The organism is Streptomyces sp. NPDC107581 (genome assembly GCF_055657175.1).
Genome location: NZ_JBVKBH010000007.1, coordinates 434,190 through 457,355, shown reverse-complemented (window position 1 = coordinate 457,355; position 23,166 = coordinate 434,190). Strand labels below are relative to the sequence as shown.

At 71.5% G+C, this 23,166-nt stretch carries 21 protein-coding genes and 1 pseudogene; 14 read left to right on the top strand and 8 right to left on the bottom strand.

Features of this window, described 5'->3' with window-relative positions; genetic code table 11:
• Nucleotides 1–70: 70 nt before the first annotated feature.
• Nucleotides 71–490, bottom strand: a complete 420-nt coding sequence (locus ACZ7P3_RS21000) for a TOBE domain-containing protein (protein ID WP_472083725.1) — start codon at nucleotides 488–490, stop codon at nucleotides 71–73.
• A gap of 212 nt (nucleotides 491–702) precedes the next feature.
• Between ACZ7P3_RS21000 and ACZ7P3_RS20995 the strand changes: the two genes are divergently transcribed.
• Together ACZ7P3_RS20995 and ACZ7P3_RS20990 are read left to right on the top strand one after the other, a co-directional pair.
• A complete protein-coding gene (locus ACZ7P3_RS20995) occupies nucleotides 703–1,629 on the top strand; it encodes a LysR family transcriptional regulator (protein ID WP_472083723.1) in 927 nt (308 codons plus the stop codon).
• A 288-nt stretch (nucleotides 1,630–1,917) separates the two neighbouring features.
• Nucleotides 1,918–3,078, top strand: coding sequence for an NAD-dependent formate dehydrogenase (locus tag ACZ7P3_RS20990; RefSeq protein WP_472083721.1), 1,161 nt, complete (start codon nucleotides 1,918–1,920; stop codon nucleotides 3,076–3,078).
• Nucleotides 3,079–3,280: 202 nt separating this feature from the next.
• Here the strand turns inward: ACZ7P3_RS20990 and ACZ7P3_RS20985 are convergent, their stop codons facing one another.
• Complete coding sequence (locus tag ACZ7P3_RS20985) at nucleotides 3,281–3,805, bottom strand: hypothetical protein (protein ID WP_472083892.1); 525 nt, start codon at nucleotides 3,803–3,805, stop codon at nucleotides 3,281–3,283.
• Here ACZ7P3_RS20985 and ACZ7P3_RS20980 point away from each other — a divergent pair.
• From ACZ7P3_RS20980 to ACZ7P3_RS20940, 9 genes are all read left to right on the top strand, one after another.
• Complete coding sequence (locus ACZ7P3_RS20980) at nucleotides 3,761–4,003, top strand: hypothetical protein (protein ID WP_472083902.1); 243 nt, start codon at nucleotides 3,761–3,763, stop codon at nucleotides 4,001–4,003. The two genes, ACZ7P3_RS20985 and ACZ7P3_RS20980, sit on opposite strands and share 45 nt — an antisense overlap.
• 276 nt (nucleotides 4,004–4,279) lie before the next feature.
• Nucleotides 4,280–5,596: a glutamate-1-semialdehyde 2,1-aminomutase gene (gene hemL / locus ACZ7P3_RS20975; RefSeq protein ID WP_472083890.1), complete on the top strand. Its 1,317-nt coding sequence runs from the start codon at nucleotides 4,280–4,282 to the stop codon at nucleotides 5,594–5,596.
• A 68-nt stretch (nucleotides 5,597–5,664) separates the two neighbouring features.
• Nucleotides 5,665–6,312 (top strand): histidine phosphatase family protein, encoded by a 648-nt coding sequence (locus ACZ7P3_RS20970; protein ID WP_472083888.1) that lies wholly within the window; start codon nucleotides 5,665–5,667, stop codon nucleotides 6,310–6,312.
• A gap of 146 nt (nucleotides 6,313–6,458) precedes the next feature.
• On the top strand, nucleotides 6,459–7,757 hold the full coding sequence (locus ACZ7P3_RS20965) for a polysaccharide deacetylase family protein (RefSeq protein WP_472083719.1): 1,299 nt from the start codon (nucleotides 6,459–6,461) through the stop codon (nucleotides 7,755–7,757).
• A gap of 244 nt (nucleotides 7,758–8,001) precedes the next feature.
• A complete protein-coding gene (locus ACZ7P3_RS20960; protein WP_472083718.1) occupies nucleotides 8,002–8,592 on the top strand; it encodes a TlpA family protein disulfide reductase in 591 nt (196 codons plus the stop codon).
• A gap of 1 nt (nucleotide 8,593) precedes the next feature.
• A complete protein-coding gene (locus tag ACZ7P3_RS20955) occupies nucleotides 8,594–9,367 on the top strand; it encodes a cytochrome c biogenesis CcdA family protein (RefSeq protein ID WP_472083716.1) in 774 nt (257 codons plus the stop codon).
• 3 nt (nucleotides 9,368–9,370) lie between these two features.
• The gene (gene resB, locus ACZ7P3_RS20950; protein WP_472083714.1) at nucleotides 9,371–11,089 is read left to right on the top strand and encodes a cytochrome c biogenesis protein ResB; all 1,719 of its coding nucleotides are present in this window, start codon (nucleotides 9,371–9,373) and stop codon (nucleotides 11,087–11,089) included.
• The gene (ccsB, locus tag ACZ7P3_RS20945) at nucleotides 11,086–12,186 is read left to right on the top strand and encodes a c-type cytochrome biogenesis protein CcsB (protein ID WP_472083712.1); all 1,101 of its coding nucleotides are present in this window, start codon (nucleotides 11,086–11,088) and stop codon (nucleotides 12,184–12,186) included. Before resB ends, ccsB begins: the two co-directional genes overlap by 4 nt.
• Nucleotides 12,187–12,311: 125 nt before the next feature.
• Nucleotides 12,312–12,719, top strand: coding sequence for an SRPBCC family protein (locus tag ACZ7P3_RS20940; RefSeq protein ID WP_472083710.1), 408 nt, complete (start codon nucleotides 12,312–12,314; stop codon nucleotides 12,717–12,719).
• Here ACZ7P3_RS20940 and ACZ7P3_RS20935 read toward each other — a convergent pair.
• From ACZ7P3_RS20935 to ACZ7P3_RS20915, 5 genes are all read right to left on the bottom strand, one after another.
• Nucleotides 12,716–14,263, bottom strand: coding sequence for a type 1 periplasmic-binding domain-containing protein (locus ACZ7P3_RS20935; protein WP_472083708.1), 1,548 nt, complete (start codon nucleotides 14,261–14,263; stop codon nucleotides 12,716–12,718). The two genes, ACZ7P3_RS20940 and ACZ7P3_RS20935, sit on opposite strands and share 4 nt — an antisense overlap.
• Nucleotides 14,263–16,371: a hypothetical protein gene (locus tag ACZ7P3_RS20930; protein ID WP_472083706.1), complete on the bottom strand. Its 2,109-nt coding sequence runs from the start codon at nucleotides 16,369–16,371 to the stop codon at nucleotides 14,263–14,265. The genes ACZ7P3_RS20935 and ACZ7P3_RS20930 overlap by 1 nt, the downstream gene beginning before the upstream one ends.
• Before the next feature lie 84 nt (nucleotides 16,372–16,455).
• Complete coding sequence (locus ACZ7P3_RS20925) at nucleotides 16,456–17,850, bottom strand: condensation domain-containing protein (protein ID WP_472083704.1); 1,395 nt, start codon at nucleotides 17,848–17,850, stop codon at nucleotides 16,456–16,458.
• Nucleotides 17,851–18,033: 183 nt separating this feature from the next.
• Nucleotides 18,034–19,044: an isopenicillin N synthase family dioxygenase gene (locus tag ACZ7P3_RS20920; RefSeq protein ID WP_472083702.1), complete on the bottom strand. Its 1,011-nt coding sequence runs from the start codon at nucleotides 19,042–19,044 to the stop codon at nucleotides 18,034–18,036.
• Nucleotides 19,007–19,486, bottom strand: a complete 480-nt coding sequence (locus ACZ7P3_RS20915) for a nucleoside deaminase (protein WP_472083700.1) — start codon at nucleotides 19,484–19,486, stop codon at nucleotides 19,007–19,009. The genes ACZ7P3_RS20920 and ACZ7P3_RS20915 overlap by 38 nt, the downstream gene beginning before the upstream one ends.
• 113 nt (nucleotides 19,487–19,599) lie before the next feature.
• Between ACZ7P3_RS20915 and ACZ7P3_RS20910 the strand changes: the two genes are divergently transcribed.
• Nucleotides 19,600–20,367, top strand: coding sequence for a CDP-alcohol phosphatidyltransferase family protein (locus ACZ7P3_RS20910; protein ID WP_472083698.1), 768 nt, complete (start codon nucleotides 19,600–19,602; stop codon nucleotides 20,365–20,367).
• Nucleotides 20,368–20,630: 263 nt separating this feature from the next.
• Here ACZ7P3_RS20910 and ACZ7P3_RS20905 read toward each other — a convergent pair whose 3' ends face one another.
• Nucleotides 20,631–21,233 carry a TetR/AcrR family transcriptional regulator gene (locus ACZ7P3_RS20905; RefSeq protein ID WP_472083696.1) on the bottom strand — a complete coding sequence of 201 codons (603 nt, stop codon included), beginning with the start codon at nucleotides 21,231–21,233 and terminating at the stop codon, nucleotides 20,631–20,633.
• Nucleotides 21,234–21,318: 85 nt separating this feature from the next.
• Between ACZ7P3_RS20905 and ACZ7P3_RS20900 the strand changes: the two genes are divergently transcribed.
• Nucleotides 21,319–22,071: an LppU/SCO3897 family protein gene (locus ACZ7P3_RS20900; protein WP_472083694.1), complete on the top strand. Its 753-nt coding sequence runs from the start codon at nucleotides 21,319–21,321 to the stop codon at nucleotides 22,069–22,071.
• 16 nt (nucleotides 22,072–22,087) lie between these two features.
• Nucleotides 22,088–23,062: pseudogene (locus ACZ7P3_RS20895) on the top strand (serine/threonine-protein kinase); the annotation flags it as partial.
• Nucleotides 23,063–23,166: the final 104 nt, after the last annotated feature.

Below are 23,166 nucleotides of genomic sequence, written 5' to 3'. Positions count from 1 at the left end.
CGGGCGGGCCGGCGTCACACGCTGCTCGGACGGCTCGGACGGCTCGGGCGGCTCGGGCGGCTCGGGCGGCTCAGACGGCCGCGAGCGAGACCTCCGTCGACTTGAACAGGACGGTGACGGCGGAACCCTTCGCGAGACCGAGGTCGGTGACCGCGTCCCGGGTGATCGCGGCGGTCAGTTCGGCGCCCTGGACCGAGACCCTGACCGAGGCCATGGCGGCGCCCGACGCGATGTCGCGCACGGTGCCGGACAGCCGGTTGCGGATGGACAGGCCCTCCACCGGGCCGGTGGCCAGCGCGACCTCCGTGGCCTTGACGAGGGTGCGCACCGTGGAGCCTTCGGCGAGGCCGAGGTCCTTGACGGCGTCCAGGGTGATGGCAGCGGTGACGTCCTGGCCGCCGTCGAGGCGGACCTTGACCGTTGCCATGGCCTCGCCCGCGGTGACGGCGGTGACCGTGCCGGCGATCTGGTTGCGGATGCTCAGGCTCATGGTGGGATGCCTCGCAGAGTGTGAGGGGTGTGTGGCTACGGGTTGCCGTGTGGCCACCGTAGTCCGGCGTGACGATCTCCGTTCCGGCCCCGTCGCAACCGCGAGGCAAAGGCCCGGTGATGCCTCGCAGACCCGGTCCGGCCGGTCCGGGCGGATGCTGTACGGCGGCACCATCGAACCCCAGCCGTCCCCTTTCCCCGCGGAGGCCGTGCATGCTGCTGCGCCAGCTGGAGTACCTCGTCGCGCTCGCCAGGGAACGCCATTTCGCCCGCGCGGCAGCCGCCTGTTACGTCTCGCAGCCCTCGCTGTCGGCCGCGATCCGCAGGCTCGAACACGAGCTGGACGTACCGGTCGTGCGGCGGGGCCGGCGGTACGAGGGCCTGACCCCCGAGGGCGAGGTGGTCCTGGCGTGGGCGCACCGCATGCTGGCCGAACAGGACGCGCTCCGCCAGGAACTGTCGGCGCTGCGCGGCGGCCTGACCGGCACGCTCCGGCTGGGTGTGGTGCCGACCGCGCTGCCCGTCGCCGCCCTGCTGACCACCCCTTTCTGCGACCGTCACCCGCGCGCCGGAGTGCGCGTGGAGTCGCTGTCGTCGGCGCAGATCCGGCACGGCCTGGCGGAGTTCGAGCTGGACGCGGCGATGACCTACCTGGACGACGGCACACTGCGCCACGTCCGCCGCTTCCCGCTCTACGAGGAGCGGTACGTCCTCCTCACCCCGGTCGGCGGTCCGCTCGGCGGCTCCGGCGCGGCCCGGTGGTCACAGGCCGCGGCCCTGCCCCTGTGCCTGCTGTCGTCGCGGATGCGCAACCGGCGGATCATCGACGAGTGCTTCGCGGCCGACGGAGCCACCGCCGCCCCCGCGATCGAGTCGGACAGCGTCGCCGGGCTCTACGCCCATCTGCCCGGCGGCCGCTGGTCCAGCGTGATCTCGCATGCGTGGCTGCACCTGTTCGGGGTGCCGGAGGGGATGCGCGTGGTGCCGCTGGAGGGCCCCGCACACGGCCCCCGGGTCGGCCTGGTCGTCGCCCGCAGCGAGCCCCAGTCCGTCCTGGCCGAGGCGCTGTTGACGGTGGCGCGGGAGGCGGGGCTGCGGGACGCGCTCGACGAACTGCTGCGGACGTACCTGCGGGACTGACGGGGACGTACCTGCGGGGGCTGGCAGGGAGGACGTACTTGCGGGGGCAGACAGGGAAGACGTGCCTGCGGGGCTGACAGGGATGACGTACCTGCGGGGCTGACCGGGAGGACGTATCTGCGGGGGCTGACCGTGAGGACGTGCCTGCGGGGGCTGGCAGGGACGACGTGTCTGCGGGGCTGATAGCCGCGGACTATGCCGGCATAGCAAGGATCGCTTTGACCGGCCCGGACGGCCCCGAGGATCGTGAACTGCACCTTCCCGCAACGCCAGTTGAGGAGCCGTGACATGGCCAAGGTGCTCTGCGTCCTGTACGACGACCCCACCGACGGATACCCGACCACGTACGCCCGCGACGACCTGCCCGCGATCGACCGCTACCCCGGCGGCCGGACCACTCCCACTCCCGAGGCGATCGACTTCACCCCCGGGCACCTGCTCGGCAGCGTCTCCGGCGGACTCGGCCTGCGCGGCTACCTGGAGAAGGCGGGTCACACCCTCGTCGTCACCTCCGACAAGGACGGCGACGGGTCGGTGTTCGACCGTGAGCTGGCCGACGCGGACGTCGTCGTCTCACAGCCGTTCTGGCCGGCGTACCTGACCGCGGAACGGATCGCCGCCGCGAAGAACCTGAAGCTGGCCGTCACCGCGGGGATCGGCTCCGACCACGTCGACCTGGACGCGGCGATCGCCCATGGGGTGACGGTCGCCGAGGTGACGTACTGCAACAGCATCAGCGTGGCCGAGCACGTGGTGATGACGACCCTGTCCCTGGTCCGCAACTACCTGCCCTCCCACCGGGTGGTCCTCGACGGCGGCTGGAACATCGCCGACTGCGTGGCCCGCTCGTACGACCTCGAAGGCATGCACGTCGGCACGGTCGCCGCCGGTCGCATCGGCCTCGCGGTCCTGCGCCGCCTCGCGCCCTTCGACGTGCGGCTGCACTACACCGACCGGCACCGGCTGCCGCGGGAGGCGGAGGAGGAACTGGGTCTTGCCTTCCACCCGACCGCCGCCGACATGGTCCCGCACTGCGACGTCGTCACCGTCAACGCACCGCTCCACCCCGAGACCGAGGGCCTCTTCGGCGACGAGCTGCTGGCGACGATGAAACGCGGCGCCTATCTGATCAACACGGCCCGGGCGAAGATCGTGGACCGGGACGCGGTGGACCGCGCCCTGCGCAGCGGGCGCCTGGCCGGGTACGCGGGTGACGTCTGGTACCCGCAGCCGGCCCCCGCCGACCACCCCTGGCGCACCATGCCGCACCACGGCATGACCCCGCACATCTCCGGCTCCTCCCTGTCCGCGCAGGCCCGCTACGCGGCCGGCACCCGCGAGATCCTGGAGTCCTTCTTCGCGGGCCGCCCGATCCGGGACGAGTACCTCATCGTCGACGCCGGCGCCCTGGCCGGAACCGGCGCCCACTCCTACTCGATCACCAAGTGACCCACGGAGGCCATCAGCAGGTGACCCACGGAGGCCACCACCAGGTGACCCACGGGGGCACCGCCCGGTGGCCTCCGTACCCACGTCCCCGGTGGCGCAGGGCTCGGCCCTTGCTCGGACCGCCGCCTCCGCATCGCGCACATGACGAGGGCGGGACCCGAAAGTCCCGCCCGAACTCCACGAAACCCCGCGAAACCCCAGCTCAGGGCCAAACCAAGCAATACGGCTGATGCCCCGCCTCATGCAACCGGTGGCTGAAGTCCTGCCACTCGTGCAGCAACTGGTACACGTTGAACGCGTCCCGCGGTCCGCCCCGGTCAGGCACCGTCGACCAGATGAAGGCCGCCGCGCCCACCGCTTCCTCGCCTATGCCGCGCAGGGGGTCGACGACCGTCATGGGGAGCTTGACGACCGCATAGTCGGGGTGCAGGACGACCAGCTCCAGGGGCGGCACCTTGTGCAGGGGCACGCCCTCGATGCCGGTCAGCACCATCGCGGCCATCGTCTCCGGCTTGATCTTGGTGAACATGCCGTTCATGCCCAGCTCGTCGCCGCCGAGCTCCTCGGGGCGCATCGAGATGGGGACGCGGGCCGCGGTCGCGCCGTCGGGCGCGCCGAAGTATTTGTAGGTCACCCCCACCCGACCACCATTCCTGCTCCCCGTCCGGAGACGGTCCGCCCGGTGGTCGAGCCGGCGGTCGACGGGCCGGTCCGGATGCTGGTCCAGCGGCCGGTCGAGCTGCCGGTCGATCTGCCGGTCGTGCCGCTCGGACTCATTCGGTACACCCTGTGCCTGACGTGCTTCTGTCGTTTCCTCCGCGTCGCGCCGGTGCCTTCCCCGCCGGGCACGTCGAGGACCCAGGTCATCAGTCCCCTCGCCCAGTCCGCCACCGCGATGCATATCTCCACCCGACTGCTTTTCTAGGACGCGTGGCCCCCGCCGCGCAACCCGATCATCGTGTCAGTGACCTCCCCCACGGCCGCCCGCCGAAACGTGCGGTGAAACAACAGTCCGCGGGATCTTCAACAGCCCCTGACTACTACGTGCCGATGAGCTGTGTGTATCAGCTCTCAGTCTCGCAGATGGCGCAACCGTGATCTTGAGGTCGGCGGCGGGCGGCACGAGCCGCGGCCTACCCTGAGGAGGTCACTACGCAACCGGAGTTCCGAGAAGCCGGAGAAGTCGCACGTCATGAGTGCCATGAGCGAACTGCCCTATCCCTATGAAGCGCCGGTCTCACAGGCGCTCTTCGACCGTGCGTCCGTCGTCACACCGGGCGGCGTGAACTCCCCGGTGCGCGCATTCCGCGCCGTGGGCGGCACGCCCCGCTTCATGGTGTCCGGCAAGGGGCCGTACCTGACCGATGCCGACGGGCGGGAGTACGTCGACCTGGTGTGTTCCTGGGGACCGATGATTCTGGGGCATTCCCACCCCGAGGTCATCGGCGCCGTCCAGGAGGCGGTCGCGCGCGGTACGTCCTTCGGTACGCCCGGTGAGGGCGAGGTCGCGCTCGCCGAGGAGATCGTCGCCCGGGTGGAGCCGGTGGAGCAGGTGCGGCTCGTCAGCAGCGGGACCGAGGCCACCATGTCGGCCATCCGGCTCGCCCGCGGGTTCACCAGGCGGACCAAGGTGATCAAGTTCGCCGGGTGCTACCACGGGCACGTCGACTCCCTGCTCGCCGCGGCCGGCTCCGGCGTCGCGACCTTCGCACTGCCCGACACGCCCGGCGTCACCGGTGCCCAGGCCGCGGACACGATCGTGCTGCCGTACAACGATCTCGAAGCCGTGCAGGAGGCCTTCCACCGGCATCCGGGTGAGATCGCCTGCGTGATCACCGAGGCCTCGCCGGGCAACATGGGTGTCGTGCCGCCGGGCCCCGGGTTCAACCAGGGACTCAAGGACGCCTGCCGGAAGAACGGCGCCCTCTTCATCTCCGACGAGGTCATGACCGGCTTCCGTACCAGCAGGAGCGGCTGGTACGGGATCGACGGGGTCAAGCCCGACCTCATGACCTTCGGGAAGGTGATGGGCGGCGGCTTCCCGGCCGCCGCCTTCGGCGGCCGGGCCGACGTCATGGCCCATCTCGCGCCCGCCGGGCCCGTCTACCAGGCCGGCACCCTCTCCGGGAACCCGGTCGCCACCGCCGCCGGGCTCGCCCAGCTGCGGCTCCTCGACGACGCGGCCTACGACAAGGTCGACGCCGTGTCCGGGCAGATCCAGTCGCTCGTGGGCGAGGCGCTGAGCAAGGAGGGCGTCGCGCACCGGCTGCAGACCGCCTCCAACATGTTCTCCGTGTTCTTCACCGACCGGCAGGTGCGGGACTACGAGGACGCCAAGCGGCAGGAGTCGTTCCGCTTCACCGCCTTCTTCCACTCGCTGCTGGCGAACGGCGTCTATCTGCCGCCGTCGTCCTTCGAGTCCTGGTTCGTGTCCACGGCCCACGACGAGCGGGCCATCCAGAAGATCGCCGACGCCCTTCCGGCGGCGGCCCGGGCCGCTGCGGAGGCGACCGCGTGAGCACCAACGGCAGCAAGGCGACCAACGGCGGCAACGCGGGCAACGGTGACATCACCGTCGTGCACCTCATGCGGCACGGCGAGGTCGAGAACCCGGACGGGATCCTCTACGGGCGGCTGCCCGGCTACCACCTGTCCGAGCTGGGCCGGCAGATGGCCGAACGGGTCGCCGAGCACCTCGCCGCACGGGACGTCACCCAGGTGATCGCCTCGCCGCTGGAGCGTGCGCAGGAGACCGCCACCCCGATCGCCAAGGCGCACGGGCTGGATCTCGCCACCGACGAACGGCTCATCGAGGCCGGCAACGTCTTCCAGGGCAAGACCTTCGGAGTCGGCGACGGCGCGCTGCGCAAGCCCGAGAACTGGAAGCACCTGGTCAACCCGTTCAAGCCGTCCTGGGGCGAGCCGTACGTCGACCAGGTCGTCCGGATGATGGGCGCGCTGAACGCGGCCAAGGACCAGGCCCGCGGGCACGAGGCGGTGCTGGTCAGCCACCAGCTGCCGATCTGGATCGTACGGTCGTACGTCGAGAAGCGGAGGCTGTGGCACGACCCGCGCAAGCGGCAGTGCACGCTCGCCTCCCTGACGACTTTCACCTACCAGGGTGACAGGATCGTTTCCGTCGGCTATGCCGAGCCCGCCATCGATCTCGTGCCGGCCCACCTCCGGGCCGGTGTCAAGCCGGTGAAGGGGAAGAGCAAGGCCTTCGGCGCGTAACGGCCCCTGTCGGTGGCCCGGTTGACACGCCTTAGGGTGCTTTTGCCTGAACTATTGCGAAAAACATAAGAATCAGCGGAACCTCCCCGACCGTCGCGGCCTCTCACTGGGTGACCACCAGCAGGCGCGATGAATCGGGGATTTCCATGCGCACGTTCTCCCGGACCTTCTCCCGGAGGGGGATGCTCGGCCTCGGCGCGGGTGCGGCGGCCGCCGCCGGCCTCGCGGGCTGCGGGTCCCTCAAGTCCTCGGACGGCGGCGGGCACGCGTCCGGTTCCGGGAACTCGGGCGGAGGCGGCGGGAAGAACGGCGGCGGCGCCGCGCGTCCCGGGCGGCCCATCGGAGACGGCTCCACCTCCTTCACCGGCAAGCAGCCGCACCAGCCGGCCAGGCCCGAGCCGCTGGAGCCGGGCCAGGCCCCGCCGCAGTTCGTGATCTTCTCCTGGGACGGCGCCGGCGAGGTCGGCAACGGTCTCTTCCCGCGCTTCCTGGACCTGGCCAAGGAGCACGGCGCGAGCATGACCTTCTTCCTCTCGGGGCTGTATCTGCTGCCCGAGTCGAAGAAGCGCCTGTACGAGCCTCCGAACAACCCGCGCGGCGCCTCCGACATCGGCTACCTCAGCGACCCGCACATCAAGGCGACGCTGACCAATGTGCGCCGGGCCTGGCTGGAGGGCCACGAGATCGGCACCCACTTCAACGGGCACTTCTGTGCGGGCAGCGGCACGGTCGGCAACTGGACCGCGCAGCAGTGGGAGAGCGAGATCCGGCAGGCCAAGGCCTTCGTGAAGGAGTGGCGGACCAACAGCGGGTGGACCGACCTGCCCTCGCTGCCGTTCGACTACGACAAGGAGCTGGTCGGCGGCCGTACGCCCTGTCTGCTCGGCCAGAACAACCTGCTGCCCACCGCCAAGAAGCTGGGCTGGCGCTACGACGCCTCCTCGCCGGGCGGCCGTCAGGTGTGGCCGTTGAAGCGGCTGGGGATCTGGGACCTGCCGCTGCAGCAGATACCTTTCCCCGGACGTTCCTTCGAGGTCCTGTCCATGGACTACAACATGCTCGCCAACCAGTCGGTCAACTCGACCAAGGCGCCGCCCAGTAACTACCCGGGCTGGCGGAAGCAGTCCGCCCAGGCGTACATCCAGGGATTCGAGCGGGCATACAAGACAAACCGGGCACCGTTCTTCGTCGGCAACCACTTCGAGCAGTGGAACGGCGGCATCTACATGGACTCCGTCGAGGAGGCCTTCAAGCACATCGCCCGGGAGAAGGAGAAGGGCGCGGATGTGCGCCTGGTCTCCTTCCGGCAGTTCGTGGACTGGATGGACGTCCAGAAGCCCGAGGTGCTCGCCAAGCTGCGCACGCTGGAGGTCGGGCAGCAGCCGGCCGGGGGCTGGAAGGACTTCCTGCGGGACACCAAGTCGGCCTCCTCGGACGCCGCCTGAGAAGCGGCCCGGAGGTCACGGAAGGGCGGCCGGGCGCGCCGGGGGCGCCCGGGAGTCGCGGGGAAGCCGCCGGGCGCGCCCGGGGGTCGCCGGGGAACTGCGGGGGAAGCCGCCGGAGCGGTCGCCCGGGAGCCCGTCGGGGAAGTCGGCCGAAATGTCCGGAGTAAATACCTCCTGAAATGCGGTTTTCCGCCCGGCAGGGGGGCGGGCGAGATCCCCGGAACAGGCATGCGAAACTTTTCACATGAGTACCCGTAGCCGCGCCGCCCTGCTCAGCGCCGTGGCCGCCGCAGCGGCCCTGACCCTGTCCGCATGCGGTAGTGGCGGCATCTCCGGCGGGGGCGGAAACACCAACTTCGTCACCGGCCACAACGGCATCGACACGGCCGCCAAGGGCGAGCGGGCCGCGGCGCCGGACCTGTCCGGCAAGACCATCGACGGCAAGACCCTGGACGTCGCCGACTACAAGGGCAAGGTCGTCGTGATCAACGTCTGGGGCTCGTGGTGCGGGCCGTGCCGGGAGGAGGCCAAGTACTTCTCCAAGGTCTCGCGTGCGTACGAGGGCAAGGGCGTCCAGTTCGTCGGCATCAACACCCGGGACACCAGCACCACCCCCGCGGTCGCCTTCGAGAAGGAGCACGGGATCGGCTACCCGAGCCTGTACGACCCGACGGGCAGGCTGATGCTCCGCTTCAAGAGGGGCACGCTCAACCCGCAGCTGATCCCGTCCACGCTCATCATCGACAAGGACGGGAAGGTCGCCGCGCGGGCGCTGGAGGCGCTCGACGACACCAGCCTGCTGGCGATGCTCAAGCCGGTCCTCGCGGAGAAGTGACGTGAGCGCACTCGTCACGCTGGCCGCCGAGACGGGCCGCAACCCGGTCGTCCTCAACGGGGCCCTGCTGGCCGCCCTGCCGATCGCCCTGTTCGGCGGCCTCGTCTCCTTCTTCTCGCCCTGTGTCCTGCCGCTGGTTCCCGGCTACCTCTCCTATGTCACCGGGGTCGCCGGTACCGACCTGGCCGAGGCCAGGCGCGGGCGCATGGTGGTCGGAGCCTCGCTGTTCGTGCTCGGCTTCAGCGCCGTGTTCGTCTCCGGCGGAGCCATGTTCGGCTTCTTCGGCTACACCCTGCAGGAACACAAGGACGTTCTGACCAAGGTGCTCGGCGTGCTCATGATCCTCATGGGCGTGTTCTTCATGGGGCTGATGCCCTGGCTGACCCAGCGCGAGTTCCGCTTCCACAAACGGCCGACCACCGGGCTGGTGGGCGCACCCGTGCTCGGCGCCCTGTTCGGCATCGGCTGGACGCCCTGCATCGGTCCCACGCTCGGTTCGGTCGTCGCGCTCTCCTCCCAGCAGGCGAGCGCCGGGCGCGGCGCCCTGCTGACCGTCGCCTACTGCATCGGCCTCGGCGTGCCCTTCGTGCTCACCGCGGTCGCCTTCCGCAAGGCGCTCGGCGCCTTCGGATGGGTCAAGCGCCACTATGTCTGGGTGATGCGCATCGGCGGCACGATGATGATCGTGACCGGTGTGCTGCTGCTGACCGGGGCGTGGGACAGTCTCGTGCAGGAGATGCAGGGCTGGTCCGACGGCTTCACTGTGGGGATCTGATCGATGAGCAAGACCGAAACCGACAACGGCCAGGACCAGGAGGACCTGGGAGCGGCCGGCTCCCAGCTGTCCACCGCCCCGCAGGAGGAGACCGCGGGCGGCCTGCCCGGCCTCGGCGTCATCGGCTGGGCCCGCTGGTTCTGGCGGCAGCTGACCTCCATGCGGGTCGCGCTGCTGCTGCTCCTGCTGCTCTCGCTCGGCGCGATCCCCGGCTCGCTGATCCCGCAGACCGGCGCCGACCTCAACAAGGTCGACGACTTCCGCAAGGCCCACACGACGCTCGCGCCGGTCTACGACAAGCTCGGCCTGTTCCATGTCTACAGCTCGGTGTGGTTCTCCGCGATCTACATCCTGCTGTTCGTCTCCCTCATCGGCTGCATCGTCCCGCGCACCTGGCAGTTCGCCGGTCAGCTGCGCGGCCGCCCGCCGGGCGCCCCCAAGCGGCTGACCCGGCTGCCCGCCTACACCACCTGGCGCACCACCGCGGAGCCGGAGCAGGTCCGTGAGGCCGCGCTCGCACTGCTGAAGAAGCGCCGCTTCCGCGCCCATGCGGTCGGTGACGCGGTCGCCGCCGAGAAGGGCTATGTGCGCGAGCTGGGCAACCTGGCCTTCCACATCGCGCTGATCGTGCTGCTGGTCGCCTTCGCCTCGGGCCAGCTGTTCAAGTCGGACGGCACCAAGCTGATGGTGGAGGGCGACGGCTTCTCCAACGCGCTGCCGATGTACGACGACTTCAAGTCCGGCAGCATGTTCCAGAACGACGACCTCGTGCCGTTCAGCTTCGATCTGAAGGACTTCACGGGCACCTACGAGACCAGCGGCCCCAACCGCGGCACCCCGCGCACCTACCAGGCGAAGATCACCTACAGCGAGGGCGCGTACGGCAAGGAGAAGCCGGCCACCATCAAGGTCAACCAGCCGCTGGAGATCGGCGACTCCAAGGTCTACCTGGTCAGCCACGGCTACGCGCCCGTCATCACCGTCCGCGACGGCCGGGGCACGGTCGTCTCGCACGCCGCCGTCCCCCTGCTGCCGCTCGACGGCAACGTCACCTCCAACGGCGTGATCAAGGTGATGGACGGCTACCGCAACGGCAAGGGCCAGAAGGAACAGCTCGGCTTCCAGGCCTTCTTCGTGCCGACCTTCGACCCGAAGAGCGGCACGATGCTGTCGCAGTTCCCGGCGCTGGTGAACCCGCTCCTCGCGGTGAACGCCTACCACGGCGACCTCGGCGTCGACACGGGCCCCCAGAACGTGTACCAGCTCGACACGAAGCACATGAAGCAGTTCAAGAACGCCAAGGGGCAGCAGCTGAAGCAGCTGCTCAAGCCCGGCGACACCATGCAGCTGCCGGACGGCGCCGGGTCCATCACCTTCGAGAAGGACATCAAGGAGTGGGCCGGCTTCGAGATCGTCCAGGAGCCGGGCAGCGGCTGGGCGCTCGGCGGTGCCCTCACCGCGATCTTCGGTCTGGCCGCGTCGCTGTTCATCCAGCGCCGTCGCGTGTGGGTGCGGGCGGTGCGCGGGGCGGACGGTGTGACGGTCGTCGAGATGGCCGGGCTCGGCCGCAGCGAGTCCGCCAAGGTGCCCGAGGAACTGGGCGACCTCGCCGGAACCCTCTACGAGCAGGCGCCGGGGGCAGCCGACCCCGACGGCTCTTCAGCATCCAACGAAGCAACCCCCGACCCCCAAGCCGTACCTGCCGAAGGGGCTGAGAAGTGACTCTCGCCGCCGCAACCGATCTCGCCGTCGCGACCAACGAACATCTGGCGAGCATCAGCAACACGCTGATCTACTCCTCGATGGCCGTCTACACGCTGGCCTTCTTCGCGTACATCGCCGAATGGCTCTTCGGCAGCCGCAGCAAGGTCGCCCGTACGGCCGCCGCGCTCACCGCCGAGGGTGAGAAGAAGGCGGGGGCGCCCGCCGTGACCGTCAAGCAGGCCGGCGGCACCGCCGTGCTGGAGCGGCCCCAGGTCGTCGTGCGCTCCGCGTCCGGCGCCCGGGACGTGCCGGACGGTCCCGGTGCGCACGGCGGGGACGCGCAGGGCGACCTCTACGGGCGTATCGCCGTCTCCCTCACCGTGCTCGCGTTCCTGGTGGAGCTGGCCGGGGTGGCCTCCCGCGCGGCCTCCGTGCAGCGGGCGCCGTGGGGCAACATGTACGAGTTCAACATCACCTTCTCCACGGTCGCCGTCGGTGTGTACCTCGCGCTGCTGGCCCTGAAGAAGAACGTGCGCTGGCTCGGGCTGTTCCTAATCACCACGGTCCTCCTCGACCTCGGCCTCGCGGTCACCGTGCTGTACACCGCGAGCGACCAGCTGGTCCCGGCCCTGCACTCGTACTGGCTGTACATCCACGTCTCCACCGCGATCTTCTGCGGCGCGGTGTTCTACGTCGGCGCGGTCGCCACGATCCTGTACCTGTTCAAGGACTCGTACGAGAACAAGCTGCAGACCGGCGGCAAGCCCGGCGCCTTCGCGACCTCGGTGCTGGAGCGGCTGCCCGCCTCCGCCTCGCTCGACAAGTTCGCCTACCGGGTCAACGCGGCCGTCTTCCCGCTGTGGACGTTCACGATCATCGCGGGCGCGATCTGGGCGGGCGACGCCTGGGGCCGCTACTGGAACTGGGACCCCAAGGAGACCTGGTCCTTCATCACCTGGGTCGCCTACGCGTGCTACCTGCACGCCCGCGCCACGGCCGGCTGGAAGGGCCGCAAGGCCGCCTACCTGGCGATGATCGCCTTCGGCTGCTGGCTCTTCAACTACTACGGCGTCAACATCTTCGTCAGCGGCAAGCACTCCTACGCGGGCGTGTAAGTCTCCCGGCGCCAAGGCCGGTTCCCGTGACCCGTGTCACGGGGACCGGCCTTTGCCGTAGGGCGGGTGGGCGGGCGCGGACGCGAAGGGGTGCGGATCCCCGGGGCCGGGGTCAGGCTGGTGTCATGAGCGGTTCCATCGAACAGGGCACCAGCCAGACGCACGGGAACACGCACATACTCCACTTCCTGATACGGCTCCCGCGCCCCATGGAGCAGGTCTGGTCGGCGGTTGCCACCCCCGAGGGGCTCGGCTCCTGGTTGACCGCCGCCGACGTGCTGGAGCCCCGGCTCGACGGTCTGGTCACCCTGCGCGACCTGGGCACGGGCCGGGTCACGGCCTGGGACGTGGACCGCGTCGCCGAGTACACCGTGGGGACCGGCGGCCGGATCCGTTTCCATCTGGAGCGGGACGGCGGCGAGGGGTGCGTGCTGCGCTTCACCCATGAGTTCCAGGGCGAGGGGGAGTCGGAGGCCGGCTGGCGCACCCGTTTCGAACGTCTGATCGAAACACTGAGGCTCTCCCGGTCCTAGGACGGCGGCAGGCACTCCTTCGCCGGCGGCCTGCCCTCCGGCCAGGCGATCTTCACGAACCGCGAGCCGCCCTCGGGGGTCAGCTCCACGATCGGCACCGCCTTGTCGTACGGGTTGCCGTGCACGTCCAGGCAGATCCAGCCGCTCGCCCCGCTCACCCGCAGCGAGCCCTTGACCTGCGGCCACTGCAGACCCACGTCCGCGAGCGCCGGGAAGCTCTTTCCGTCCGGCACCGCCTCGCGGATCCCGTGCACCGCCAGCTGCAGCGCGTCGTAGCCGATGATCAGCTGGCCGTCGTCCAGGGCGGCCGGACCGATCGGCCCGGACGGCTTGCGTTCGGCGGCGATCAGCAGCCCCCGCAGCACCTCGAAGTCCGCCGCCGAGCCGCCCGTCTTCGCGGGGTCCTTCATCCATGCGTCCGGGTGGGCGAGGGAGGTGTAGCGCACCGAGAGGCGGTGGCGCAGGGCGTTGCGGTCCAGGTCGCTCTCATGGGTCAGGTACGAGGCCTCGTCGCCGGTCAGCACGGTGAACGCCCGGTCCTGGCAGCCGCGTCCGCCCAGCGCGTTGATGAACTGCCGCAGCTGTGTGTGCCGTCCCGCGAACAGGATCGTGTCCGTCTCCCGGGAGGTGTCGCACACCAGGTGCGTGATCTGCCGGAAGGTGTTGGCGGTCGTCCCCTCCTCGGTGCGGTCCGCGGGCGGGGTGAACGGCTGCGGCTCGTACGGCGAACCCTTGATCAGCGCGGCGAACGAGTTCTGCAGCGTCCTGGTGTACGGGTCGCCCGGCTTGTCGTACACCAGCAGCGCCCTGCCCGCGCTCACCCGGGCGAACGAGGCCAGCGCGCGGGCCTCGTCGGTGTTGGTCGGCGAGACCCGGGCGAGCCCCGGGTAGGGGTCCTTGCCGCCCTGCCCGTTGGCCAGGTCGTCGGCGCTGATCGAGGAGCCGACCACCGGGATCCCGCGCCGGGTCAGCTCCCGGACGGCCCGCTTGTTGTTGTCGGTGCTCTGCCCGATGCCCGCCACGGCCCGCAGCCGGTCCGCACTCGTCGTCATCCGCACCAGCCGGTCCACCGTCTGCTGCCAGTACGCCCCCGTCGCACCCGGGTTGGCGAGCACCAGCCGGATCGCGGGCGCCTGGCCGTTGGCGTCGTGATTGGCCTGGTACTGCGCCACGTAGGCGCCCTGCAGCTGGTGCTGGATGTCGTTCAGACTGGTACGGGAGGCCGAGGAGTAGGGCAGCATCAGCGCCACCGTGACGTAACTCCCCGGCCTGAGACGGTCGTTCTCCCGCGCGATGGCCGTCACGACGTCCCGCAGCTGCGGGTGACCGAAGTCGTACGGGCCCGTCGCCACGCCCACGCACTCGCCGCTGCCCTGCGGCCGGTCCACCCCGGGCCCGCAGGAGCGGTCCACCCGGGTGAGCGCCCGCACCCCGAACACCGCCCCCGCCACCAGGGCCGCCGCGACCAGCAGGGCCAGATAGCGGCGCAGCGGTATCTCCCACACGCTCTCCCGCACCCAGGTGCCCACGCCTCTGCGTGCCATCACGCCTCCCCGCTCCGGTCGTCCGGGCCGTCGTCCGTGTCGTCGGGGTCCTCGGGGCACTCCAGAGGGCGCCCGGCGAGCGCCGCCGCCGGCCAGTCCCGGGACGCCCGCCACAGCAGCGCATTGCCCGCGGGCCGCAGGTTGGACAGCTGCTCCAGTTCGAAGCGGAGCCGCTCGCCCACGGTGGGGTCGGGCAGCACCAGCGGATCGGTCAGCTGCCACACCGCCTGCAGCAACCGCCGTACGCGCAGGTGCAGTACGGCGTCCACGCCGTCCGGCGGCCGGTGCCCGGCGTCCGTGCGGCCGAGCGCGACCGCGGTGCGCCGGTCGCCGCGGCCGCCGGAGTCGCGGCCCGCGGTGTCGTGCGCGTGGAAGTACGGCGCGGACGCCACGAAGCGCAGGGTGCGCAGCCAGGTGCGGGTGTCCAGCGTGGGAAAGGTGTCGCGCAGCAGCGCGACCGCCGACTCCGTGATGCCGAGGGCGAGTTCGTGATGGAGCCGGTAGCGGGCGTGCTCGGGGTCCGGGTAGTGCGCGGCCAGGGTCTCGTGCGCGGTGCGCCAGGACGCGTGGTCGGCGTCCCGCAGGTGCAGCCTGAGCAGCAGCAGGGTGCGGACGAAGGGGTCGCCGACGAACTGGCCCGGCACGGTCGCCAGACCCTCCTCGGCCAGCCGGGTCTGCAGGGCGCGTACGTCGGCCGGGCCGAAGGTGTCCGGCAGCAGGGCCGCCGCCAGTGCGCAGGCCGAGTCGTGGTCGTGGGCGGCGGCCAGCACGGTCAGCTCGTCCAGGTGCTCGGCGGGCACCAGCCGGTCCAGCAGCGCCCGGTAGGCGGGCACGGCGGGCCCGTCCTCGCCGAGTCGCACGTCCGCGGTGAGCAGGTCGCCCAGCGACGCTGCCCCGGGCAGGTTCTGCGCGGCGGACTCGGCGAGCAGGACGATGCCCAGCGGATTGCCGGCCGTCAACCGGTGGGCGGCGTGCGGCAGTTGGGGCGGCACCGCGATGTCGTCGCAGACGGCGCCGACGATGTGCAGGGTGTCGTCCGGGCTCAGCGCGGGCAGCGCGACTAGCAGCGCCCGCGAGGAGGGAGCCGCGTCCGGGGTCCAGTCGCTGCGCCGGGCCACCTCGGGCAGCACCCGCCGGACCGCGCCCGGCAGCTCGTCGCGGCCCTCGCCGCGCCGGGCCGCGATGAACGCCACCTGGTCCGTGATGCCCTCGGCGCGGTCGCGCAGCACGGCCTCCACCAGCCCGGGGCCGGGCGCGCTCTGGGTGTTGTCGAGCAGCACCAGCGGCCGCCCGAGACGCTGCATGCGCGGCAGCACCCCCGCGTACGCCTCCGTCAGGTCGGCCAGCAGCGCCCGCACCAGATACCGCTCCGCGTGCTCGCGGGAGGTGCCGCCCGCCCGGAAGTGACCGGACAGCAGGATGAGCCCCCGCTGGGCGTGCCCGCCCGCGTTCGGATACGTCCGATACCACACCGACGCCTTCTGGTGCCGGCGGCTGGTGAACCCCTCGGCGACGGACTCCAGGGTCGCCTCGATCGCGCCCGACACCAGCGGCCCGGTGCCGGTGGCCGCGGCCACCACCTTCGCCGCCACCCGGCCGGCCCAGCGCCCGGCGAACCCGCTGATCCACGAGCCGCTCTCGTTCAGCAGCAGGATCCGCTCGACCTCCCGGCGGATCCGCTCCGAGTCGGCATCGCCCCAGCCGCCCGCGGCCACCGCCACCAGGCCCGACATCAGCCGGGGAAAGGTGATCCGCCCGGCGCCCGTCACCGGCTCGGCCAGCTGCTCGGCGACGACCAGCAGCGCCTGGGCCACCGGCGACCACGACTCGGCGGGCCGGCCTTCCGGCGGCCGCGCGAACTGGTCCTCCGCGCAGTCGGCCAGCGCGACCGGCGTGTGCCCCTTGTAGGCGTCCCGTAACTCGGCGAGCACCGCGCTCTTGCCCAGACCGCGGGCACCCGTGAGCACCACGAAGGGCAGCTCGCCCGGGTGCTCGAACGGATGACTGCGGTGCTGATGGGGGCGCAGGCCCACAAGGCGCGGCACGAGACCGGCCGGATCGACATCCAACAGCGCTGCGCGCCCGTGCAACCGTCTGTGCAACCGCATCTCCCCCTCAACAGCAGTGTAAGAAGGGGAAGTTGCTCCGGACCAGAGTCAGTGATGTCCGTTGGGTTACGAAAATGACAGGAGTTACGTATCCGTCGAAAGGATCAGATCCCGTAGCCGCTCGACGTACAGCCGCATGGTCTTCGCCGCCGTGTCGGTGTCCGGGTGACGGCTCGCCAGCCACAGTCCGTCGTGCAGCCGGTTGACCCACACGCACACCTGGTCGCCGTACGACACCCGCATCAGTCCGTACGCCTTCTGCCCGGCCCACTGCGCGGCGCCGGGGATGCCGCGGGCGTCCACGAACGAGACGATGGAGTGCAGGTCGGGGGAGGTCGGCCGGAACTCCGTGCCGAGCAGGCTCAGCACCCGGGCCAGCGGCATGCGCGCGAGGGACCGGCTCGCCTGCAGCTGAGCGCGCACGGCCCGCAGGGCGGCGGCCAGGTCGGGGGTGCCGGCCACCGGCACCTCGATCGGGGCGCCGCCCACGAACCAGCCCACGGAGTCGGACCACCGTGACTTCACCCGGGTGTGGAAGGGCACCACCGTCCGGTACACCGGCTGCCCGCCGAGTTCGTGGACGATCAGACCGGTGGCCGCCAGCACACCGACCAGACTGCCTCCGTACGGCCGGCAGTACGTCTCGAACGCCGCGGCCGCGTCCACGTCCACGAGCGGTTCGCAGATCATCTTCTGCGGCGGCAGCGGGCCGCCGGGCGCGAGGCCGAGGTCCACGGGGAAGTCCGGCAGCGTTCCGCCGCCCCGCCGGATGAACTCCCGCCAGCGGGCCACGATGTCGTGACGGTCGTCGATGCGGTCCGCGTCCGCCCGCTCCAGCTCGCAGAAGTCGAGGTAGCTGGCGGGCGGCGTGCGCACCACGGCACTGCGCCCCTCCAGGCCCGCCGTGTACAGCTCGTGGATCTCGGCGGGGATGCCGTGCAGGGAGTAGGCGTCCACGTTGCTGTGGTCGAAGGCCATGTAGACGCTGGTCGAGTCGGCCCGCACGACCGCCGTGTAGATGAGGTTCGGCCAGCGCAGGGCGTCCGCGACGGTGTCGAAGCGGTCCTGGAGGTGCCCGGCCAGGGCGGCCGGGTCCGGGAAGTCGCCGACCGTCTCCCGGTGCAGGCGGACATCACCGGCGTCGAGGGTGAACCGGTGCAGCCGGTCACCCGGTCCGCCCGCCCAGCGGAATCCGCTGCGCAGCGTCTCGTGCCGTACGGTCCAGGCGCGCAGGGCCTCCTGGAGCACGCCGAGGTCGGCGGGGCCCGGGAGGTCGAAGGCGGTGCCGAGCCAGGTCGGGACGAACAGCCCGCCGTCGCGCACGCGCTTGGCGGTCCTGATGTGCGACTCCTGGATGTAGGCCGGCGGCCGGGAGTCCTCCGGCAGTCCTCCCGCCGCCGCGACGCTCGCCGGACTCAGGGTCCACTCGACGAGCCGTCCCGGCCGTACCTCGCAACGCTGGATGTCAGTGATTCGCACGCGTCTCCGATCGCAGGAAAGGGGCCCTGAACGCGGGCCCCCCTGCACAGGGCAATGCCGTCGGACGCGGCCGGGACATGCCCGTCCGGGGCATTTCAGCGGAACGGGTGGCGAGTCGAACACAGAAGTGATTTCCGAGGCCAGAACTCGGCCGGGCGGCGGAACGGCGGCACGGGTGCGAGCTCAGGGACCGACGGTGATCGAGTCGAGCTTCTCCCGCAGATAGACGTGCGAGTCGACGGGCGGGTACGCCACCCGGCCCACCGGCGCCGGCACGGACTCCACCAGCGTGCCCGGGGTGCACTCGCCGAAGTACACGAGGGACATCAGCTCCTCGGCGGGCGCGTCGGAGGGCGGCGGCAGCACCCGGTGCCGCCCCGAGCGCCACCGGTCGCCGGTCCAACGGGCCATCAGATCGCCGATGTTGACGGTGAGGGCGGCCGGATCGTAGGGCGCGTCCTCCCAGCCGGCACCGCCCTGCGCGGGGTCCGTGTACACCTGCAGACCCCCCTTCCCCGCCTGCCGGTCGAGGATGGTGACGGTCCCGAAGTCGGTGTGCGGGCCGATCCGGAACTGTCCCGGCTCGGGCTCGCCCACGACCTCGGTCCCCGGATACCAGTTGATGTTGAAGCCGTACGTCGGGTGGTCCATGTGCCGGGAGAAGAAGTCCGGTTCGAGCCCGAGGGCGTACCCCAGCAGCGTCAGCAGCTCCTTCCCCAGAGCGGCCATCCGCGCCAGGTACTCCTCGCACAGCGGCCGCAGTGCGGGGATCTCCGCCGGCCACACGTTGGGCCCGTACCACTCGGCGTTGACGACCGGATCGTCGAAGGGCTCGTGCGTGGCGAAGGTCAGCGACTCCTTCAGATCGGGCGGCGTCTCGGTTCCCTCCGCATACCCGTTGGCCTCGGCCCCCGGACCCAGCCAGCCGCGCCCGCCGACCCTGGCCCCGTACCGCCGCTTAACCCCCTCGGGCAGCAGGAAGAAGTCCCGGGCGGCCCTGCGGATCCCTGCGCGCAGGCCGGGTTCGACGCCGTGCCCGGTGACGAGCAGGAAGCCGGCGGCCTGCAGCGCCCGGTCGACGGTGCGGGCGAGGGCGGTGCGGTCCTCGGCGCCGCCGTCCAGCCAGCGCCGCAGGTCGATGGTCGGAATGCCCGTGCTACTCACCTCGACGCTCGGAATGCTCGTGCTGCTCACCGATGTCCTCGTTCCACAGGTCGGGGTTGTCGTGGATGAACGTGCGCATCAGGCCGACGCACTCGGGGTCGTCCAGGAGCACGATCTCCACACCGTGTCCGGCGAGCCAGTCCTGGCCGCCGCGGAAGGTGGTCGCCTCGCCGATCACCACCCGCGGGATCCCGAACTGGCGGACCAGGCCGCTGCAGTACCAGCAGGGGGAGAGGGTGGTGACCATCGTCGTACCGCGGTAGCTGCGCTGCCGGCCCGCCGCGCGGAACGCGGCGGTCTCCGCGTGCAGGGAGGGGTCGCCGTCCTGGACACGGCGGTTGTGGCCGCGGCCCAGCAGGGTGCCGTCGGCGCCGTAGAGTGCGGCGCCGATCGGGATGCCGCCCCCGGCGAGCCCGGTGCGGGCCTCGGCGACCGCGGTGGCCAGCCAGGCGCGGGCCAGTGCCTGATCCATGCCTTCACTGTCCCCCGGGCGGGGCCCCGGGGCAACGCGCAGCGCCCGCGTGCGGCGGGCCCGAACCGCGTCTGTACCCTGGCCCGATCACATCACGCGGGAGGGAAACGCCCATGGTCGCTGCCCCGGTTCTGGAGGAGCTGCGGGAGGTCTGCCAGCCGCACGCCAAGCTGGCGAGCCGCAACGGGGAGCACTGGGCGGGCCGGCTGTACATGCGCAGGATCTCGCTGCGGTTCACCCGGCACCTGGTGCGCACGCCGGTCACTCCGGACCAGCTGACCTGGACCATGGTGGTGTGCGGGATCGCCTCCGGCGCGGCGCTGCTGGTCCCCGGGCTGACGGGGGCCGTGCTGGCCGTCGTCCTCATGCAGTTGTTCCTGCTCTTCGACTGCGTGGACGGCGAAGTCGCGCGCTGGAAGGGGCAGAACAGCGCGACGGGGATCTACGTGGACCGGCTCGGGGCGTATCTGGCGGACGCGGCGCTGATGGTGGGGATCGGGTTCCGGGCGGCGCACGACGGGCTCGGCGGCTGGCTCTCGCTCGGTATCGCCGCCGCGCTCGGGGTCGTCCTGCTGAAGGCCTCGACCGACCTGGTGGACGTGGCCCGGGCCCGGCGCGGGCTCGGGGTGGCCGACGACGAGTCGACCCGGCCGCGTTCGCAGGGCGTGGCCACGGTGCGGCGGCTGGCGGCCGCGTTCAGGATCCACCGGGTGACCAACGGCATCGAGGCGTCCCTGGTGCTGCTGGCGGCGGCCGTCGGGGACGCGCTCACCGGCGGGGTGGACGTGACCCGCTGGGCACTGGTCGCGCTGGCCGCGATCACCTGGGTGATGGTCCCGGCCCACCTGCTGTCGATCCTGGCGTCGTCGCGGCTGCGCTGAGCCGCCCGGGCCGGATCCGCCGAACGCCGGGCGGAACCGGCCTGTGCGGTCACTGCGTGTCCGCGGAACGCCGGGCGGAACAGCCCGGGCGGTCACTGTGGGCCCATGGAACGCCGGGGGAACAGCCCGGGCGGTCACTGCGTGTCCGCGGAACGCCGGGCGGAACAGCCCGGGTGGTCACTGCGGGCCCATGGAACGCCGGGCGGAACAGCCCGGGCGGTCACTGCGGGCCCATGGAACGCCGGGCGGAACAGCCCGGGCGGTCACTGCGGGTCCGCGGCGACCGACCGCCAGATCCTCTCCGGCAGGATCAGCGCCGCTTCGTCGAGGTCGACATCGTCGATCCCGGACAGCCAGCGGCGGGAGATGCCGACGACCGGGCCGAGGATCAGCGATTCGAGCAACGCTCCCGGCAGCGGGGCGAGTTCGCCGGAGTCGACATGGGCCTGGGCCCACTGCGCGAGGGGCGACAGACGCGCCTCCTGGGCGTCGCGCAGCTCTCTGCCGTCGGCCATGCCCCGGCGGTCGGCGTGGGAGGAGTGCAGCAGCCGGGCGGCCGTCCGGTGCTCCTGGACGAAGCCCAGGTAGGCGCCGACCAGGGCCCGGATGCCGGTGTGGGCGGTCCGGGTGGCCCGCAGGGCCGTGACCAGCTCGCCCAGCAGCCGCTCCAGCCAGCGCGTCAGCAGGGCGTTCAGCAGGCCGTCGATGCTGCCGAAGTGGTGGTAGAGGCTGCCCAGGCTCACCCCGCTCGCCTTGGTGACGGCGCTGACCGTCAGACCCTGGTCGCCCGCCTCCTCGTACACGCGCAGCGCGGCGTCCAGGAGGTGCTCGACGGTGGCTTCGCCCCGCTGTTGTTTGCGGCTCATTCTGGAATACTTTTCTAGAAAGATCTTTTAGAACAGTGGTCTGTTGCACCACACTGGTGCACATCCTCACACCAAGGAGCCGCCGGTGTCGTCGTCCGGGTCGTCCGAGATACACATCTCCCTCACTCCGCAGCAGGCCGCCTCCGGAACGGTCCTGCGGCTGCCGTCGCAGGCGGGGGTGCCACCCGTCCGCATCCCGCCCGTCCGCGACGGCGATCTCGTACGGCTGCGGGCGGGCGAGCGCGAGCTGCTGTTACGGATCCACGTCACCGCGCCGGGCACGGCCGCTCCGGCCAGGGGCGGCGCGAAGGGCGGCCTGGCCTGCCTGGGCGTGCTCGGCGTCGCCGTCGTGATCGTGCTCGCCATCGCCCTGTCCGACAGGACCGCGGGCGGCGGGAGTTCGGCCGCCGACCAGGCGGACGCCTCCCCGTACTCCTCCGCGCCCGCCGCCACCTACGACCCGTACACACAGGCTCCGGCGACCGGTGACCCGTACGGGACGAGCGATCCGTACGAGAGCAGCGATCCGTACGGGACCGGCGATCCCTACGGTGGGTCGACCGCCGAACCGAGCCCGTTCACGTCCGGCACCTGCCTGAACGGCACCCTGCCGGACTCCACGACCGCGCAGGAGGTCAGCGGCGTCGATGAGGTCTCCTGCTCGGCGTCCGACGCGCACTACAAGGTGATCCAGACCTTCCCGTTCAGCTCGGACATGAGCCGCTGCAAGAGCAACCCGCGTACGCAGTACGCCTTTTCGTACCGCTACACGCTCAACGGCGCGGCCGTGAACGAATACGTGTACTGCCTGGTGGGCCTCGGCTCGTACGCGCGCTGAACTCAGGGGGAGAGAGTTGAACGGGGAACACGGCGGCATCGAGCCGCTGGAGAGCGACGACCCGGCCCGGATCGGTCCGATCCCGCTGGTCGGACGGCTCGGCGCCGGCGGCATGGGACGGGTCTACCTCGGCGTGCACGAGGGCAGGTACGCGGCCGTCAAACAGGTACTGCCCTCCGTCGCCGGCGAGGACAAGGACTTCGTCCGCCGCTTCGGACACGAGCTGGACAACCTCGCCCGGCTGCCCGCCGGGGCCACCGCACCACTGCTCGCCGGTGACCGGGACGCCCGGCCGCCGTGGTTCGCCACCGCGTACGTGCCGGGGCTGACCCTGCGCGAGGCCGTCGAACTGCACGGCGGGCCGCTGCCGCCCGAGGCGCTGTGGCTGCTGCTGCGCAAGGCCGCCGGCGGACTGGCGGCGGTGCACGAGCTGGACATGGTGCACCGGGACGTCAAGCCGTCCAACGTCATGCTGACCCTCGACGGGCTCACGCTCATCGACTTCGGCGTCGCCCGTGCCGCAGAGCAGAGCCAGCTGACCCGCACCGGCATGGTGGTGGGCACGCCCGCCTACATGTCGCCCGAACAGGCCTCGGGGGCGCGGCGGTTGACCGGAGCCGTGGACGTGTTCGCCCTGGGCTCCGTGGTGGCGTACGCGGGGTCGGGGCGGCCGCCCTTCGGCGACGAGTCCGGGCACGGCGTGCTCTACCGGATCGTGCACGAGCAGCCCGATCTGGAGGAGCTGCGGGAGGCCGACGCGGAACTGGCCGCCGTCGTCGCGTCCTGCCTGGACAAGGACCCCGAGGGCCGGCCCACCGCCGCCGAACTCCTCGAACTGGCCACGGGGCACGGGCCGTCCGGGCCTGCGTCGTGGCCCGAGGCGATCACCGAGCGCCTGGCGGAGCGGGCGGCCTTCGCCGCGGTCGTACCCGAAGCGACCGCGGTGGCGGGGGAGCCGGACCCGAAGTCCGCGGCGGGACCCGGGGGCGGGGGCGCGTCCGGGCCGGAGGGCGAGGGCGCGGGTGAGGCCGGGGCCGGGCTGAAGGGTGCGGGCGACGGGGAGGCCGGGGCCGGGCTGAAGGGTGCGGGTGACGG